Annotated in this window: 15 protein-coding genes; 4 read left to right on the forward strand and 11 right to left on the reverse strand. The window is 69.4% G+C overall.

Annotation, left to right across the window (positions count from 1 at the left end; translation table 11 throughout):
• Positions 1-22: 22 nt before the first annotated feature.
• The 5 genes from rsmD to RCP38_RS12460 all read right to left on the reverse strand — a co-directional run bounded on the left by rsmD (position 23) and on the right by RCP38_RS12460 (position 6,501).
• The gene (gene rsmD / locus RCP38_RS12440) at positions 23-577 is read right to left on the reverse strand and encodes a 16S rRNA (guanine(966)-N(2))-methyltransferase RsmD (protein ID WP_308477242.1); all 555 of its coding nucleotides are present in this window, start codon (positions 575-577) and stop codon (positions 23-25) included.
• On the reverse strand, positions 574-3,957 hold the full coding sequence (locus tag RCP38_RS12445; RefSeq protein ID WP_308473263.1) for a pyruvate carboxylase: 3,384 nt from the start codon (positions 3,955-3,957) through the stop codon (positions 574-576). The genes rsmD and RCP38_RS12445 overlap by 4 nt, the downstream gene beginning before the upstream one ends.
• An 8-nt stretch (positions 3,958-3,965) precedes the next feature.
• The gene (locus RCP38_RS12450; RefSeq protein ID WP_373692348.1) at positions 3,966-4,577 is read right to left on the reverse strand and encodes a vitamin K epoxide reductase family protein; all 612 of its coding nucleotides are present in this window, start codon (positions 4,575-4,577) and stop codon (positions 3,966-3,968) included.
• A complete protein-coding gene (locus RCP38_RS12455; protein ID WP_373692349.1) occupies positions 4,574-5,326 on the reverse strand; it encodes a DsbA family protein in 753 nt (250 codons plus the stop codon). The genes RCP38_RS12450 and RCP38_RS12455 overlap by 4 nt, the downstream gene beginning before the upstream one ends.
• A 65-nt stretch (positions 5,327-5,391) precedes the next feature.
• The gene (locus RCP38_RS12460; protein WP_373692350.1) at positions 5,392-6,501 is read right to left on the reverse strand and encodes an alpha/beta hydrolase; all 1,110 of its coding nucleotides are present in this window, start codon (positions 6,499-6,501) and stop codon (positions 5,392-5,394) included.
• Here RCP38_RS12460 and RCP38_RS12465 point away from each other — a divergent pair.
• Both RCP38_RS12465 and RCP38_RS12470 read left to right on the forward strand, forming a co-directional pair.
• Complete coding sequence (locus RCP38_RS12465; RefSeq protein ID WP_308473264.1) at positions 6,500-7,345, forward strand: aldo/keto reductase; 846 nt, start codon at positions 6,500-6,502, stop codon at positions 7,343-7,345. The genes RCP38_RS12460 and RCP38_RS12465 overlap by 2 nt on opposite strands.
• Before the next feature lies 1 nt (position 7,346).
• The gene (locus tag RCP38_RS12470) at positions 7,347-8,186 is read left to right on the forward strand and encodes an aldo/keto reductase (protein ID WP_308473265.1); all 840 of its coding nucleotides are present in this window, start codon (positions 7,347-7,349) and stop codon (positions 8,184-8,186) included.
• 6 nt (positions 8,187-8,192) lie between these two features.
• Here the strand turns inward: RCP38_RS12470 and RCP38_RS12475 are convergent, their stop codons facing one another.
• From RCP38_RS12475 to RCP38_RS12485, 3 genes are read right to left on the reverse strand one after another with little or no spacing between them, the layout of a single operon-like run.
• Positions 8,193-8,909, reverse strand: coding sequence for an HNH endonuclease family protein (locus RCP38_RS12475; RefSeq protein WP_308473266.1), 717 nt, complete (start codon positions 8,907-8,909; stop codon positions 8,193-8,195).
• Positions 8,906-11,137: an ATP-dependent DNA helicase RecG gene (recG, locus tag RCP38_RS12480; protein ID WP_308473267.1), complete on the reverse strand. Its 2,232-nt coding sequence runs from the start codon at positions 11,135-11,137 to the stop codon at positions 8,906-8,908. Before recG ends, RCP38_RS12475 begins: the two co-directional genes overlap by 4 nt.
• A gap of 2 nt (positions 11,138-11,139) precedes the next feature.
• Positions 11,140-12,780, reverse strand: coding sequence for a DAK2 domain-containing protein (locus tag RCP38_RS12485; protein ID WP_308473268.1), 1,641 nt, complete (start codon positions 12,778-12,780; stop codon positions 11,140-11,142).
• 193 nt (positions 12,781-12,973) lie between these two features.
• Here RCP38_RS12485 and rpmB point away from each other — a divergent pair, with 193 nt between their 5' ends.
• Positions 12,974-13,165 (forward strand): 50S ribosomal protein L28, encoded by a 192-nt coding sequence (gene rpmB / locus RCP38_RS12490; RefSeq protein ID WP_308473269.1) that lies wholly within the window; start codon positions 12,974-12,976, stop codon positions 13,163-13,165.
• Positions 13,166-13,271: 106 nt separating this feature from the next.
• Here the strand turns inward: rpmB and RCP38_RS12495 are convergent, their stop codons facing one another.
• The gene (locus tag RCP38_RS12495; RefSeq protein WP_308473270.1) at positions 13,272-13,952 is read right to left on the reverse strand and encodes a uracil-DNA glycosylase; all 681 of its coding nucleotides are present in this window, start codon (positions 13,950-13,952) and stop codon (positions 13,272-13,274) included.
• 41 nt (positions 13,953-13,993) lie between these two features.
• Positions 13,994-14,950 carry a thiamine-phosphate kinase gene (locus RCP38_RS12500; RefSeq protein WP_308473271.1) on the reverse strand — a complete coding sequence of 319 codons (957 nt, stop codon included), beginning with the start codon at positions 14,948-14,950 and terminating at the stop codon, positions 13,994-13,996.
• A gap of 42 nt (positions 14,951-14,992) precedes the next feature.
• On the opposite strand from RCP38_RS12500, the gene RCP38_RS12505 reads away from it, so the two are divergent.
• On the forward strand, positions 14,993-15,535 hold the full coding sequence (locus tag RCP38_RS12505) for a DUF3515 domain-containing protein (RefSeq protein WP_308477250.1): 543 nt from the start codon (positions 14,993-14,995) through the stop codon (positions 15,533-15,535).
• Between the two features lie 28 nt (positions 15,536-15,563).
• Here RCP38_RS12505 and RCP38_RS12510 read toward each other — a convergent pair whose 3' ends face one another.
• On the reverse strand, positions 15,564-16,676 hold the full coding sequence (locus RCP38_RS12510) for a D-alanine--D-alanine ligase family protein (protein WP_308473272.1): 1,113 nt from the start codon (positions 16,674-16,676) through the stop codon (positions 15,564-15,566).
• Positions 16,677-16,742: the final 66 nt, after the last annotated feature.

Below are 16,742 nucleotides of genomic sequence, written 5' to 3' on the forward strand. Positions count from 1 at the left end.
ACTGACGACGCTAGCAGTCGGGCTACGCCAGCTCCGCCAGCTCCAACCGGGTGTCGCCGTAGCGCCGCGACGGCCAGACCTCCCAGCCCGTCGGCCAGCTCACCTGCGGGCTGGACGCGGCCCGTTCGATCATCACGACGGTGCCCTGCTGCGCCCAGCCACCGGCGGTCAACAGTCCCGGCAGCGCATCGATGTCGGCGGGGCCGACGTCGTATGGCGGGTCGGCCAGCACCAGATCTGCCGGCGCCGTGGCGCCGCCGGTCAGCACCGCGGCCACGGTGCCGCGGCGCAGCGTCGCGCCGGGCAGGCCCAGCGCGGCGATGTTGGCGGCCAGCACATCTGCGGCGCGGCGGTCGGATTCGACGAACACCGCCGTCGCCGCACCCCGCGACAGCGCCTCCAGGCCCAGTGCACCCGACCCGGCGTAGAGGTCCAGCACCGCCATCCCGTCCAGGTCCAGGCGGGCCTCCAGCACGTTGAACAGTGCCTCCCGTACCCGGTCGGTGGTCGGCCGGGTTCCGCGCGGCGGCACCGCGATCCGCCGGCCACCGGCCAGCCCCGAGACGATGCGAGTCAGTTCAACACCACCAGCAGGTCGCCGCCCTCGACCTGCGCGGTGGCGGCGACGGCCACCCGGGCCACCGTGCCGTCGGTCGGTGCGGTGATGGCGGCCTCCATCTTCATCGCCTCGATGGTGGCGACGGTCTGCCCGGCGGTCACCCGATCGCCCTCGGCCACCCCGACGGTGACCACGCCGGCGAACGGCGCGGCGACGTGACCGGGCTTGGTGCGGTCGGCCTTCTCGGCCACCGGTACGTCGCTGGCGATGCTGCGGTCGCGCACCTCCACCGGACGCAACTGACCGTTGATGATGCACATCACGGTGCGCACGCCGCGCTCGTCCGGCTCCGAGATGGCCTGCAGGCCGATGAGCAGTTCGACTCCGCGCTCGAGCCTGACGCGGTGTTCCTCGCCTTGGCGCAGACCGTAGAAGAACTGGTTGGCCGACAGTCGAGAGAGGTCACCGTAGAGCTCGCGATGGATTTCGAATTCCTTTGTCGGGCCGGGGAACAAGAGATGGTTCAAGCGGGCCCGACGTTCCGGTCCGGGCCGTGCCAGCACGGCCTCGTCGTCGGCCGACAGCTGCTGCATCTCGCGAGCCGACCCGCGGCCGGCCAACGCCTTGGTGCGCAGCGGCTCCGGCCAACCACCGGCCGGGTCACCCAGTTCGCCGCGCAGGAAACCGATCACCGAATCCGGGATGTCGACACGGGACGGGTCGGCGGCGAACTCCTGCGCGCTGACCCCCGCACCGACCAGCGCCAGTGCCAGATCCCCGACCACCTTCGAACTCGGTGTGACCTTGATCAGCCGGCCCAGGACGGCATCCGCGTCGGCATAGTTGGCCTCGACGTCCTCGAACCGGTCGGCCAGACCGAGCGCCTTGGCCTGCTGGTGCAGGTTGGACAGTTGCCCACCGGGAATCTCATGGTGATACACCCGCCCGGTCGGCGCGGCGAGCCCGGATTCGAACGGCGCGTACACCTTTCGCAACGCCTCCCAGTAGGGTTCCAGGTCGCCGACGGCATCCAGTGATATCCCGGTGTCGTAATCGGTCTGGGCGGCCGCCGCGATGATCGAGCTCAGGGCCGGCTGGCTGGTGGTGCCGGCCAGGGGTGCGGCGGCGCCGTCGACGGCATCCGCCCCGGCCTGCCAGGCCGCCGCGTAGCTGGCCAACTGTCCGCCGGCGGTGTCGTGGGTGTGCACGTGGATCGGCAGGTCGAAGCGGCTACGCAGCGCGCTCACCAACGTGGTGGCCGCCGCCGGCCGCAGCAGCCCGGCCATGTCCTTGATGGCCAGCACATGCGCGCCGGCGTCCACGATCTGCTCGGCGAGCCGCAGATAGTAGTCCAGGGTGTAGAGGTTCTCCGCCGGGCTGGTCAGATTCCCGGTGTAACACATGGCGACTTCGGCTACCGCGCCACCGGTTTCGCGGACCGCGTCGATGGCGGGCAGCATCGAGTCGACGTTGTTGAGCGCGTCGAAGATCCGGAAGATGTCGATGCCGGTTGCCGCGGCCTCTTCCACGAACGCCGAGGTGACCGACTCCGGATAGGGGGTGTAGCCGACGGTGTTGCGACCCCGCAGCAGCATCTGCAGGCAGATGTTCGGCAGCGCTTCGCGCAGCGCGGCCAGCCGCTCCCAGGGATCTTCCTTCAAAAACCGCAGTGCCACATCGTAAGTCGCCCCGCCCCAGCATTCCACCGACAGCAGTTCCGGCATGGTGTGGGCCACATACGGCGCCACCTTCACCAGGCCGCTGGTACGCACCCGGGTGGCCAGCAGGGACTGGTGGGCGTCACGGAAGGTGGTGTCGGTGATTCGCAGGCCCGGCGATTCCCGCAGCCAGCGGGCAAAACCCTCCGGACCGAGTTCGGTCAGGCGCTGCTTGGATCCGGCCGGTGGCGGGACCGAGAAGTCCACCTCGGGCAGCTTGTCCCGCGGGTACACCGTGGTCGGCCGGGTGCCGTGCGGGCTGTTGACGGTGATGTCGGCCAGGTAGTTCAAGATCTTGGTGCCCCGGTCGGCCGAGGAACGTGCGGTCAGCAGCTGCGGACGCTCGTCGATGAACGACGTGGTGATGCGGCCGGCGGAGAAATCCGGGTCGTCGAGCACGGCCTGCAGGAACGAGATGTTGGTGGCCACCCCGCGGATCCGGAACTCCGCGATGGCGCGGCGCGCGCGATTGACCGCGGTGGGGAAATCCCGGCCCCGGCAGGTCAGCTTGACCAGCATCGAGTCGAAATGGGCACTGATCTCCGCCCCCAGGTTGGTGCCGCCGTCGAGCCGGATCCCGGCCCCGCCGGGGCTGCGGTATGCGGTGATCTTGCCGGTGTCGGGCCGGAATCCGTTGGCCGGGTCCTCGGTGGTGATCCGGCACTGCAGCGCGGCACCGTGCACCTCGATCGAGTCCTGGGACAGGCCCAGATCCGCCAGCGATTCCCCGGCCGCGATCCGCAACTGCGACGACACCAGGTCGACGTCGGTGATCTCCTCGGTGACGGTGTGCTCCACCTGGATACGCGGGTTCATCTCGATGAATACGTGGTGGCCGCGTTCGTCGAGCAGGAACTCCACGGTGCCGGCGCAGGTGTAACCGATGTGCCGTGCGAACGCGACCGCGTCGGCGCAGATCTTCGCCCGCAACGCCGAGTCCAGGTTGGGCGCCGGTGCCAGTTCGACGACCTTCTGATGGCGACGCTGCACGCTGCAGTCACGCTCGTAGAGGTGGATCACGTTGCCGTGGGTGTCGGCCAGGATCTGCACCTCGATGTGGCGCGGATTGAGCACGGCCTGCTCGAGGTAGACCGTGGGGTCGCCGAACGCCGAATCCGCTTCACGACTGGCGGCCTCGATCGCTTCGGCCAGCGCGTCGATGTCGGCGACCCGGCGCATTCCCCGCCCGCCGCCGCCGGCGACGGCCTTGACGAACAGCGGGAAGGTCATCCGGTCCGCCGCGGCGAGCAGTTCGGGCACCGATGCCGACGGCTCCGACGACGACAGCACCGGCAGTCCGGCCTCGCGTGCGGCCGCCACGGCACGGGACTTGTTGCCGGTCAGGGCCAACACGGCCGCGCTGGGGCCTACGAAGGTGATTCCCGCGTCCGCGCACGCCTGCGCCAGTTGTGGATTCTCGGACAAGAAGCCGTAGCCCGGGTAGACCGCGTCGGCCCCGCATCGCACCGCTGTCCCGACGATCTCGTCCACCGACAGGTAGGCGCGCACCGGATGGCCTTCGTCACCGATCTGATAAGACTCGTCGGCCTTGAGCCGGTGCAGCGAATTTCGGTCCTCGTACGGGTAGACGGCGACGGTGCCCACCCCGAGTTCGCAGGCGGCCCGGAACGCACGGACAGCGATCTCCCCGCGGTTCGCCACCAACACTTTGGAGATCACATCCACCCCTACAACAGCGTTATCCAGTAATCCTGAAACCGAATGAATATCAACAGGAATAGCGCAATAAACCATAACGCAGCCAACGTCCACCGCCAGCGGTGCAAATGCTGCAAATTCTTGTGTATATCTGCGGGCTCGAATGCCAGTGCTGCGAAGATCACCAGCAGGCACAGCGTCACCGCCCAGACCACCATGCAGTACGGGCACAGTGCGCCGATCCGGTACAGACTCTGGAAGATCAGCCAGTGCACGAAGCCCGCCCCGGCCGCGGTGCCGATCGCCAGACCGCCCCAATACCACCGCGGCAGTGCGACATCGGCGACGGCCAGCACCCCGGTGACGACCACGACGGTGAACGCGACGATCCCCATCAGCGGGTTGGGGAAACCGAACACCGAAGCCTGAGGGGTCACCATCACCGACCCGCAGGACAGCACCGGGTTGAGGTTGCAGGAGGGCACGTACCCGGAGTCGAGCAGCAGCTGGATCTTCTCGACGGTCAGCGTGACCGACGCGCCCAGCCCGATCAGTCCGCCGACCAGGATCGCCCAGGACCGCGATGCCGATACCGGCACCGCCCGGGCCGGCGGTGCGACCGCCTCGTCGGCGACGGTCACGACCCCTGCGCCGGAGCGTCCATCCCCGGAACGTCGCCGACGATCTCACGGATCTTCGCCACCAGGGCCTCCGGAGTCGACGGGGTGTAGTCCTCACCGTTGATGCGCAGGGTGGGCGTGCCGTGGATGCCGCTGGCCGCGACCATGCCGCCGACCATCTTGAGGTACTTGCCGCTGTTGATGCAGGCCGGAACGGTGCCTCCGGCACCGGCCTGGCGGGCCAGCTCGATCAGGCGTGCGTTGTCGGGGAAGCTGAGGTCCATCTCGTCGGGCTGCAGTTCCTTGGTGTAGAGCGCGGTGTGGAACCGTCGGAAGGCGTCGTTGCTCTCGTCGGCGACGCAGTAGGCCGCCGCACCGGCCCGCTTCGAGTAGTCATCGCGGCCGGAGACGATCGCGACCATGTGGTAGTCGGCGGCGATCGCCCCGCTGTCGATCAGGCGCGACACCGTCGGCCCGAACGCGCGCTCCAGGTTGCCGCACGCCGGGCAGAGGAAGTCCTCGTAGAACGTGACGACGGCCTTGGGTTCGTCGGTGCCGTCCTTGGTGACCAGCTTGCTCGACGTCACCCGGATGCCCTCGCCGGCGTCGGCGGCCACCTTGCCGTGCTTGCCGTTCCAGACGATCCAGCCCAGCAATCCGACCGCGAAGACCACCACGATCGCCACGAGGCCGATCTGCGTGGCGAGGTTGCGTTTGTTGTCGCCGGCCCTCAAGCCGGAGGAACCGGGGCGTTTGGGTTTGCTGGCCACAGTCGCTTGATCCTCGTGTTCGATGGGTCGTTTGCGGTTCAGACTACCGGCGTGGGTCACCGGCCTCAGCTGCGGCTGAGATGGGCCCGAAGCGCCGAGATCAACTCGGTGGTCGCGGTGGCGCAACCACCGCCGAGCGGGAACAGGTTGATGAACCCGTGGGTCAGCGACCGCATGCGTCGCAGGTCGACGACGACGCCGGCCTGCCGCAACGCCACGGCGAACTGTTCGCCTTCGTCGCGCAGTGGGTCGAATCCCGCGATCGCGACCACCGCGGGGGGCAATTCGGACAGGTCGGCGGCCCGCAGCGGCGAGACCCGGGGATCGGTCGGCTCGAGCTCGGAGCGGCCCACGTACTGGTCGCTGAACCAGTCCATGTCGTGTTTGGTCAGCAGGAAGCCGTCCGCGAACAGGGTGCGGGAGCGGGTCTCGGCGGCCTGGTCGGTCACCGGGTAGATCAGCCATTGCAGAATCGGCGCCGGGCCGCCGTCGTCGCGCGCCCGCAGCGCCACCGCGGCCGCCAGATTGCCGCCCGCACTGTCGCCGCCGACCGCGACCCGGCCGGGAATGCCGCCCAGTTCGGCGGCGTGGTCGCAGGCCCAGCGAAACGCCGCGTAGGCGTCGTCCAGCGCGGCCGGGGCGGGATGCTCGGGCGCCAGCCGGTAGTCGATCGACAGCACCGCGATGTCGGCGTCGCGGCAGGTGAGCCGGCACACCGCGTCATGGGTCTCCAGGTCACCGACCACGAATCCCCCACCGTGATAGAAGACCAGCACCGGCCGGGCCGAATCGCCCGATCCGGCCGGTCGGTAGAGCCGGGCACCGAGGTCACCGGCCGGGCCGGGCAGCGTCAGGTCGCGGGTTTCGACGTGGATGTCGGGACCGCTGAGACCGGCCATCAGCCGCAGCAGTTGTGCCCGGGACGCGACGGCGTCGTCGCCGGTCACCAGGCCGTCGATGCCCATGGCCTGCTGCCCGGCCAGCGACAGGCGCAGCGTCGGATCCAAGGTGTTGCCCTCGATGCTTATCCCCCGGCCACCGGTCAGCAGTCGTTGCACGCCGATCGGCAGCATCGGCATGGCCTTCATCCCGACGGTCAGGGCGGTGTTCTGCAGTCGGCCGGCCCACTGCGCCCGTGCGCTGGAACCCGCGCCACCTGGCAGACTTCCGGACATGGCTGCTGAAGACGACTTACGCTCGGTCACGCTCAACGACGGTAATTCCATCCCTCGCCTCGGTTTCGGGGTTTACAAGATTTCGCCCGCCGACGCCGAACGGGCGGTGGGCACCGCACTCGAGGCCGGCTATCGGCACATCGACACCGCTGCGCTGTACGGCAACGAGCGCGAGGTGGGCCGGGCCGTCACGGCGTCGGGACTGCCGCGCCGGGAAGTCTATGTGGTCACCAAGGTGTGGAACGCCGACCAGGGCTACGACTCCACCCTGACGGCGTTCGAGGCGAGCATGGACCGCCTCGGCCTGGATTATCTGGACCTTTACCTGATCCATTGGCCGCTGCCGGCCCGGGGCAAGTTCGTCGAGACCTTCCGGGCGCTGGCCCACCTGCGTGACCAGGGCCGGATCCGGTCGATCGGGGTGAGCAACTTCGCGCCCGAGCACCTCGAGGTCCTCATCGACTCGACCGGGATCGTGCCGGTGGTCAACCAGGTCGAACTGCACCCCCGGTTCAGCCAGGCCGAACTGCGTGCGGTGCACGCCCGCCTGGGGATCGCCACCGAGGCGTGGGCCCCACTGGGACAGGGTTCGCTGCTGGCACATCCGAGTGTCGCCGAGGTCGCGCGGCGCTGCGGCAAGACGCCGGCGCAGGTGTTGATTAGGTGGCATATCCAATTGGGTAATATCGTGATACCGAAATCGGTGCACCCGGAGCGCATCGTCGGCAACTTCGAGGTCTTCGACTTCGAACTCGGTGCATCGGAGATGTCCGCGATATCCTCGCTCGACGACGGCGCCCGATTGGGTCCGGATCCACGAGTATTCGATTACACAGGTAGGTGAAATGACGTCGGGCACTGCGATCCCCACCATCACCCTCAACGACGAGCGGACGATGCCGACTCTGGGCATCGGGGTGGCTGAGCTGTCAGAGGCCGAGACCGAGCGGGCGGTCGCGACCGCCCTCGAGTTGGGCTGCCGGTTGATCGACACCGCCAAGGTGTACGGCAACGAGGCCGCGGTGGGACGGGCGATCGCCGCGTCGGGCATCCCGCGTGACGAGGTGTTCGTCACCACCAAGCTGGCCAACGCCGACCAGGGGCTCACCGCGGCCATCGAGGCCTGCCAGGCCAGCCTGGAGCGGCTCGGCATGGACTACGTGGACCTGTACCTGGTGCACTGGCCCGCCCCCTCGCTGGGCATGTACGTCGACAGCTTCGGCGGGCTGATCCAGCTGCGTGAGCAGGGCCTGGCCCGCTCGATCGGGGTGTGCAACTTCACCGCCGAGCACCTCGACGACGTGATCGACCTGGCGTTCGAGACGCCGTCGGTCAACCAGATCGAGCTGCATCCGCTGCTCAACCAGGCCGAACTGCGCGCGGCCAACGCCGAACGCGGCATCGTCACCCAGGCGTACAGTCCGCTGGCGGTGGGTCGGCTGCTCGACCACCCGACGGTGACCTCGATCGCCGGGGAGTACGGCAAGACCCCGGCCCAGGTGCTGATCCGGTGGAGCCTGCAGCTGGGCAACGTGGTGATCCCGCGCTCGGCCCAGCCGGAGCGCATCGCGGCCAACCTCGACGTGTTCGGGTTCGAGTTGGCCGACGAGCACATGGCCGGCCTCAACGGGCTCAACGACGGCACCCGGGTGCGCGAAGACCCGCTGACCTACGCCGGTATCTGAGTCGGCCTAGCCGGCCGGACAGGTCGCCGCGGCCCCGCGTAGCACGTCGGCCGACGCCTGATCGACGCGCAACGCGTAGCCGCGAAGCACCTCGATGTAGGCGATGGCGTACTGGCAGGCGAAGGCGGTGTTCGGCGGCATCCACTGTCCCGGGCCCGCATCGCCCTTGTCCTGGTTGCCCTGCCCGGCGACCGCCAGCAGATTGGCCGGATCGTTGGCGAAGCGCAGGCGCTGGCGATACGGCCAGGCCGAGGCGCCCATGTCCCATGCGTAGGCGAGCGGCACGATGTGGTCGATCTGCACCGCCTCGCCGATCTTGGCGCCGCGGGTGAAGGCGACGACGGCGTTGGTGTAGGGATCGTGCAGGGTGCCGGTGGCCACCGCGTCGGGACAGCGTTTGGTCGACACATGGGTGATGTCGACGAGATCGCGATTGAGGATGTCGTTGCGGGTGTCGCAGCCGTTGTGGCCGCCCGGCGCGTCGTTGTCGTCGTCCCAGGCGTCGCCGAACGCCTGCCGCCGGTAGTCGTAGCGGTGGGTGCGGGTCGGAACCACCGTGATGCCGGCCAGGACATCGGTGCCGGGGACCACGGTGGGCATCCCGGCCTGGGCGGCCAGCGCACGGCTGCGATGACCGACCGAGGAGACCGTCTGATAGGCGACGATCACGGCGAGCACCGCCGCCACCGCCAGCCAGAGCAGGGTCTTGCGGTTCACGCTCATGCTTTGTCCAGGTAGTCGATATCGGTGAACTGCGCGGCAAGCATCGCCAGCCCGGGATCGTCCGGGTTGGCCACCCAGGCCTTGTCGCACCAGTCTTTGGCTGCCTCGATCACCTCGCCGTGGTCGGCCAGCGACAGTAGTTTCAGGCCACCTCGCCATCCGGATTGATTGCGGCCCAACACATCCCCCTCACCGCGCTCACGCAGGTCCAAGTCCGCGAGCACGAATCCGTCCAGCGTCCCGGCCACCGCGTTGAGCCGCTTCGCGGCTTTGGACCGTTCTCCGGCGGCGGTCACCAGCAGGCACAGGCTGGGATGTCGACCGCGGCCGATCCGGCCGCGTAGCTGGTGCAACTGGCTGATACCGAAACGATCGGCGTCGGCCACCAACATCACCGTGGCGTTCGGGACGTCGACACCGACCTCGATCACCGTGGTGCACACCAGTACGTCCACCTCCCCCGACCGGAAGGCGCTCATCACCGCGTCCTTCTCGTCGGCGGACAGCCGGCCGTGCATCAGACCGAGCCGCAATCCGGCCAGTGCCCCCGAGCCCAGCCGCCGGTAGAGATCCACCGCCGTCGCCGACGGCTGGACGTTGTGCTGCTCTTGATCTTTCGGCGATGCCGGTTGGTCGTTCTCGTCGATGCGCGGCGCCACCACGTAGGCCTGCCGGCCGGCGGCGACCTCCTCTCGGATGCGCTGCAGACCCCGTCGCAGCCAGTCGGGTTTGCTCTTCTCGAAGATCACCGTGGAGCTGATCGGCTGGCGTCCCCGCGGGAGTTCGCGCAGCGTGGACGTCTCCAGATCACCGTAGAAGGTCAGCGCTACGGTCCGCGGGATGGGCGTGGCGGTCATCACCAGTAGGTGCGGGGTCAACCCCTCGGGGGCTTTGGCACGCAACTGATCCCGTTGTTCCACGCCGAACCGGTGCTGTTCGTCGACGACGACCATGCCGAGGTTGTGGAACGCCACGGCGTCCTGCAGCAGGGCGTGGGTACCGACCACGATTCCTGCTGTGCCGCTGGTGATCTCGGCTCGCACCTGCTTCTTGGCCGATGCCGACATCGAACCGGTGAGCAACGCCACCGCGGTGGCGTCGTCGGTTCCGCCGAGCCGGCCCCCCAGCGCCAGCGGACCGAGCATGTCGCGGATCGACCGAGCATGTTGGGCGGCAAGCACTTCGGTGGGGGCGAGCAGGGCGCACTGGTAGCCGGCGTCGACCATCTGCAGCATCGCCAGCAATGCCACAACGGTCTTTCCGGAGCCGACCTCGCCCTGCAACATCCGGTTCATCGGCCGGGTTGCGGCCAGTTCGGCGTGCAGCACGTCGAGCACCTCACGCTGCCCCCCGGTCAGCTCGAACGGCAACCGCGCGAGCATCTCCGCGAACAGTCCGTCGGAACGCACCGGCGCCGCAGGACCGGATTGGGACAGTTCACCGTTGCGGCGTTCGGCCAGCGCCCACTGCAGCCCGAGCGCCTCGTCGAAGGTCAGTCGTTCCCGGGCCCGCTGCCGCTGCGCGGGGCTCTCGGCCAGGTGGATGGCACGCAGTGCCTCGTCCTCGCCGATCAGGCCACGCTCGGCCAGCAGTTCCGCCGGCAACGGTTCGGGTACCGGATCCAGCAGCTCGAGAACCTGGCGGACACAGGCGAAGATGTCCCAACTCTGCATTTTGGTGCTGGCCGGGTAGATCGGATAGCAGGCCCGTTCGAACTCCGATTGCAGCACCTGCCCGCTGATCCGCTGGGAGGCGTCGGCGATGTTGCGCAGCGAGTCGCTGCCGAAGTTGTCCTTGTCCGGGGCATCCAGGATGAGGAAATCCGGGTGGGTCAGCTGGAGCTTGCGCCGGTAGTAGCCGACTTCCCCGGACAGCATCACCCGAGTCCCGGGGATGAGTTTGTACTGCAGGCCGCGGGCGTTGAAGAAGGTTGCACTGACCGCTTTCTGGCCGCTGCCGAGGGTGATCACCAGGTAGACGTTGGGTTTGCGGCCGGGCTGCGATTTCATCGGTTTGGCGACGGCCGTGGCGATGGTGTCGACCAGGGTGATGTGCTCGCCCTCGAGGGCTTGGGCGTCGTCGACGCCGCGTTTGGTCGCCCCCTCGACGTAGGTGCGTGGGTAGTGTCGCAGCAGGTCGTCGACGGTACGGATACCGAAGGACTCGTCGAGCTTGACCGCGGCGTCCGAGCCGAGGACGTAGTCCAGCCGGTCGCGCAACGTGGCCATCGCTATTCGACCCCGATCAGCAGGGCGTCCCCTCGGTGCCCGGTGAAGTAGGTGGCCAGTTCGGTGCCGGGGTGCTGGTCGTGGACATGCCGGATGAGCACATCGACGACCTGTCCGTCCACCCCCGCTCCGAACAGCACCGTCACCAGTTCACCGCCGGCCGCCAGCAACAGGTCGATCAGGCCGATGGCCGCCTTGGCGACATCCCGGGCCACGATCAGCACCTCGTCACCCGCGATCCCCAGGCCGTCACCGGGCCGGCAGGAACCGGCCCAGGTCAACGCGTGCTCGGTGGCCACCCGCACCGAACCGTGCCGGGTGCTACCCGCGGCCCTGGCCATGGTGTAGCCGTCGTCGACGGCCGGGCGTCCGGGATCGTGCACCGCCAGAGCGGACAGGCCCTGCACCATCGACCCGGTGGGCACCGGCACGACGTCGATGCCCCAGCCGATGGCGGCGGTGCAGCCGGCCACCAGTTCCTCGGCGGCGACATACCCGTTCGGCAGCAGCATCACCTGGGCGGCCCCGGTGTCCACCAGCGCCCGCAACAGTTGCTGGGCGGTGACCATGGTGACCGGCTCGGCACTGTGCGGGTCGGGCCGCAGCACGCAGGCGCCCTCGGAGCCGAACAGGGATCCGGCCCCGTCGCCGTCGACGACGGCCAGCACGGCGCGCTCGCGCGCCCAACTGCCCGGGGGCAGGCCGGTGGGACCGGCCAGCGCCGAGATCTGGATACGCCGCGGCCGCCCGACCTCCAGGCCGGCCTCGACGGCGGCACCGGCGTCATCGGTGTGCACATGCACCGAATATCCGCCGACCACGCCCGACGTGGCGATCGCCACCGATTCGCCGAGTTGGTTGAGCCGTTCCCGCAGCACTTCGGTGTCGTCGGGCTCGCATTCGCCCAGCAGGTACATCACCTCGAACTGCGGTGCGGGCGAATCGGTGCCCGCTTCCGGCAGCCGAGACCGCTGGGCCGGCGGGTAGGCCCGCCGCACCGGAGCCTGCCCGGTGACCGTCGAGCGCAGCGCGTCGAGCAGCACCAGCAGACCGCGGCCACCGGCGTCGACCACACCCGCCTCGGCTAGCACGTCGAGTTGCGCGGTGGTCGCATCCAGCGCGGCCGCGGCGGCATCGGTGGCGGCGATGAGCGCCGAACCCAACCCGTGCCCGTCGGCCGCGGAGCGTTCGACCGCCGCGGCGGCGGCCTGCAGGACCGACACGATGGTGCCGGGAACCTCGCGGCCGCCCATCGACGTGACCACCAGGTCGACACCGTGCCGTAGACCGGCCCCGAGCAGGGTGGGGTCGACGGCGTCGATGCGCTGCGGTCCGGTCATCACATCGGCCAATCCGCGCAGGATCTGCGACAGGATCACCCCCGAGTTGCCGCGCGCCCCGTGTAGCGCCCCGGACGACAGTGCGGCCGCGACCCGCCCCACCTCCCCGGAGGCGGCCTCGGTGTTGGCCTCGGCCAGTGCCGAACGCATGGTGAACAACATGTTGGTGCCGGTGTCGGAATCGGCGACCGGGAAGACGTTGAGCTGGTTGATCTCGTCGGTGTGGGTGATCAGGTCACCGACGGCGGTGTGCGCCCAGTCGCGCAAGGTGGCCGCATCCAGCCGACGATCGGAGTCGCCCACCTGCACCCGCCCTTCTGTCGCCACCTCCGGTGGCCGCCAGCCTAACCACTTCGGGCGACGGCACAGCTCACGTACGCCGGGCCGGGACGGGGCGTTTTGGCGGTTGCACCGCCTGCCGGGTATTCTGATCAGGTTGTCGGGCCACCCGCTGAGGTCGTTGGCCCTCAAGCAAACGTTTTGAGGAGTGTCACATATGGCTGCCGTGTGCGATATCTGCGGAAAGGGCCCCGGCTTTGGCAAGTCGGTCTCCCACTCGCACCGGCGGACCAACCGTCGGTGGGACCCGAACATCCAGGTCGTGCACGCCGCGCGTCCCGGTGGCAACAAGCAGCGCCTGAACGCCTGCACCTCGTGCATCAAGGCCGGCAAGGTCGCCCGCGGCTGACGCCGCTCACCCTTCGGGGTTCGTTCGACCCGTTCGGTCGGCGTGCTGGGTACCTCCCGCTTGCGGGGTCCGGGCCGACGCACGCCCGCTGAAGAGTCGAACCGCGCTATTCCAGTCGCCAGTCGATCGGGTCGGCACCCAACTGCGCCAGCAGATCGTTGGCGCGGCTGAACGGCCGTGACCCGAAGAACCCCCGCGACGCCGACAGCGGCGAGGGATGCGGCGACTCGACGGTCAGGCAGTGCTCGTTCAGCATCGGCTTGAGCGTCTGGGCATCGCGGCCCCACAGGATCGCCACCATCGGCTTGCGACGGGCCACCAATGCCCGAATCGCGCACTCGGTGACCGCCTCCCAACCCTTGCCGCGGTGTGACGCGGGGCTGCCCGGCGCCACGGTGAGCACCCTGTTGAGCAGCAGGACGCCGCGCTGCGCCCACACCGACAGGTCACCGTTGGACGGTTTGGGATACCCCAGGTCTGCGGTGTACTCGGTGAAGATGTTCTCCAGGCTGCGCGGCAGCGGCCGTACCTGCGGGGCGACCGAGAAACTCAGGCCCACCGCGTGCCCGGGCGTCGGATAGGGATCCTGACCGACGATCAGCACCCGCACCCGGTCGAACGGAAAGGTGAAGGCCCGCAGGATGTTGTCTCCCTCGGGCAGATACCCCCGTCCGGCCGACGTCTCGTCCCGTAGAAACCGCCCCAGCGTGGCCACCTGGTCGGTCACCGGCGCCAACGCGGTGGCCCAACCGCTTTCGACGAGTTCGGGAAGCGGACGCGCGGTCATGCGGGATCCTTCGTGATGGCGTGGACGGTCACCGCGTCACCCTAACCGTCGTACGACTGCCAGCCGGCCTCCCCGCGCCATGCCGCACCGTCCACCAACACCCGGGCCGGCCCGTCGAGCACCCGCCCGATGATCCGCCAGCCGTCGGGCACCGCGCCGGGAAAGGCCGCCACCAGCGCATGGTCTTCTCCCCCGCCCAGCACCCACGCCCAGGGGTCCGCGCCGACGGTGGCGGCCGCCGCCACCAACGCCCGGTGATCCGCCGCCAGGCCGGCCGTGGACACGTCGATGGTGACCTCGGATGCGGTGGCCAGATGCCCCAGGTCGGCGATCAGCCCGTCGGAGACATCGGTCATGGCCTGCGCGCCGGCGTCGGCGGCCACCGCGCCCTGCCCGTAGGGCGGCGCCGGGACCAGGTGCCGCTGCCGCAGCTCGGCGAAACCGTTGCCACCGGCACCGATGAGCCGCAGCCCGGCTGCCGAGCGGCCCAGCTCACCGGCCACCGCGAGCACCGCTCCGGGTCGCGCTCCGGAGCGCAGCACCGGTGCACGCCCGGCCAGGTCACCGAGCACCGTCACCGACACCACCCAGTGGTCGGCCTGAACCAGATCCCCGCCGACCACACCCGCACCCAGCCGTTCGGCCTCGGCCCACATTCCGTCGGCGACCGCGGCGGCGTCCGCGGCGGGCGTGTGTGCCGGGGCGCCGAAACCGACGACGAATGCGGTGGCGCCGGCCCCCATCGCCTCGACGTCGGCGGCGTTCTGCGCAATCGCCTTGCGCCCGATCTGTTCTGGAGTGGACCAGTCCAACCGGAAATGCCGTCCTTCGATCAGCATGTCGGTGGAGACGACGGTCCGGCCGTCGGCGCAGCGCACCACCGCGGCGTCGTCCCCGGGGCCCAGTTGGGTGGTGGCGGGTTGACGGCGCCCGGCGACCAGCCGGGCGATCATGGGAAACTCTCCAAGCTGACCCAGCGTGGGCTCGTTACCGCGCACAGCCTGGAGTGTAGGTGCGAACAGATTGGTAGGCCGAGCGTGATCGATCCCGACGATGAAGCCGATGGGCCGTCCCGCTCGGCGCTGATCGCCGCACTGGTGGTCGCCGTCGTCGCGGTGGGCGTCGCGCTGGGCGTCGCGGCGGTGCGCCAGCCGGGCCGTACGCCGGCCGAACCCGTCCGCCTCGCAGCGGTGCCCGCACCCGATGCCGAGGGCCCCGAATGCCGGTCGGTGCTGGACGCACTTCCCGAGCATCTGGGTGATTTTCGCCGCGCGGAGCTCGCCGCACCGGCTCCGCTGGGTGCTGCTGCCTGGACCGGCGACGACGGCGGGTCGGTGGTGCTGCGCTGCGGACTGGACCGGCCCGCCGATTTCGTGGTGGGTTCGCCGATCCAGATGGTCGATCACGTGCGGTGGTTCGAGGTCCGGGAAGGCGACCGCGCCACCTGGTACGCGGTGGACCGGAAGGTCTATCTGGCGCTGACGCTGCCGCCGGGGTCCGGCCCCACCCCGATCCAGGTGCTGTCGGATCTGATCGACGGCAGCCTCGACGCCGTCGCGATCAGGCCGGGACCACCGGCCTAGCCACGCCGGGAGCCGGCGGCCCGCCGGTTCAGCGCAGGCCCACGCCGCGGGCCAGCGCGGTGTCGACCATCGTCGCGAGCAGCGTCGCGTAGTCGACGCCACTGGCCGACCACATCCGGGGATACATCGAGATGGTGGTGAATCCCGGCATGGTGTTGATCTCGTTGATCACCGGGCCGTCCTCGGTCAGGAAGAAGTCCACCCGCGCCAGCCCCTGGCAGTCCAGCGCGGCGAAGGCACGAATGGCGAGCCGCCGCACCGCGTCGGCCACCGCGTCGTCGACCGCCGCGGGCACCTCGAGCTCCGCCGCATCGTCGAGATACTTGGTGGCGAAGTCGTAGAAGGAATCGTCCCGGTCGGCGACGCCCGTTACCCGGATCTCGCCCAACTCGCTGGCCGCCACCGTGCCGTCCGGGAATTCCAGCACCCCGCACTCGATTTCACGGCCGACGATCGCCGCTTCGATGATGACCTTCGGGTCGTGCCGGCGTGCTTCGGCGATCGCGGCGGGTAATTCGTCGAAGTTCGTCACCCGGCTCACCCCGATCGACGATCCGCCGCGGGCGGGTTTGACGAACAGCGGCAGCCCCAACCGGTCCCGGTCCTCGACCGACAGGGTCTGCTGACCGGCCCGCAACACCGCGTACGGACCGATCGGCAATCCTTCGGCCGCCAGTAGCTTCTTGGTGAACTCCTTGTCCATGCCGGCCGCGCTGGCCAACACGCCGGCCCCCACATAGGGCACCCCGGCCAACTCCAACAGCCCCTGGATGGTGCCGTCCTCGCCGTAAGGCCCGTGCAACACCGGAAAGACCACGTCGACCGACTCCAGCACCTCGGCGGGGCCCGCCGCGGAGAACGCCACCAGCTGGCCGGCCCGCTGCGGATCGGCCGCCAGGGCCAGTTCGGCACCCGATCCCGCGTGGACCGCCGGCAGCCGGCGATCGGTGATGGTCAGGGTCTCGGGATCGCCATCGGTGAGTACCCACGCCCCCTGCGGGGTGATGCCAACCGCCACCACCTCGAAACGCTGCGCGTCGAGATTGCGCAGGATGCTGCCCGCCGAAACGCAGGAAATGGCGTGCTCGCTGCTGCGGCCCCCGAAGACGACGGCGACCCGGGTGCGTTGGTGGGAATTCACACGCCAGAGGGTACCGGGCGGGAGGCGAACCTCGACGCAGGAGAGGTGAAGCCGGACCGCCCCCTA

The organism is Mycolicibacter sp. MU0083, from assembly GCF_963378075.1.
In the GTDB taxonomy this organism is placed as follows: Bacteria; Actinomycetota; Actinomycetes; order Mycobacteriales; family Mycobacteriaceae; genus Mycobacterium; species Mycobacterium kokjensenii.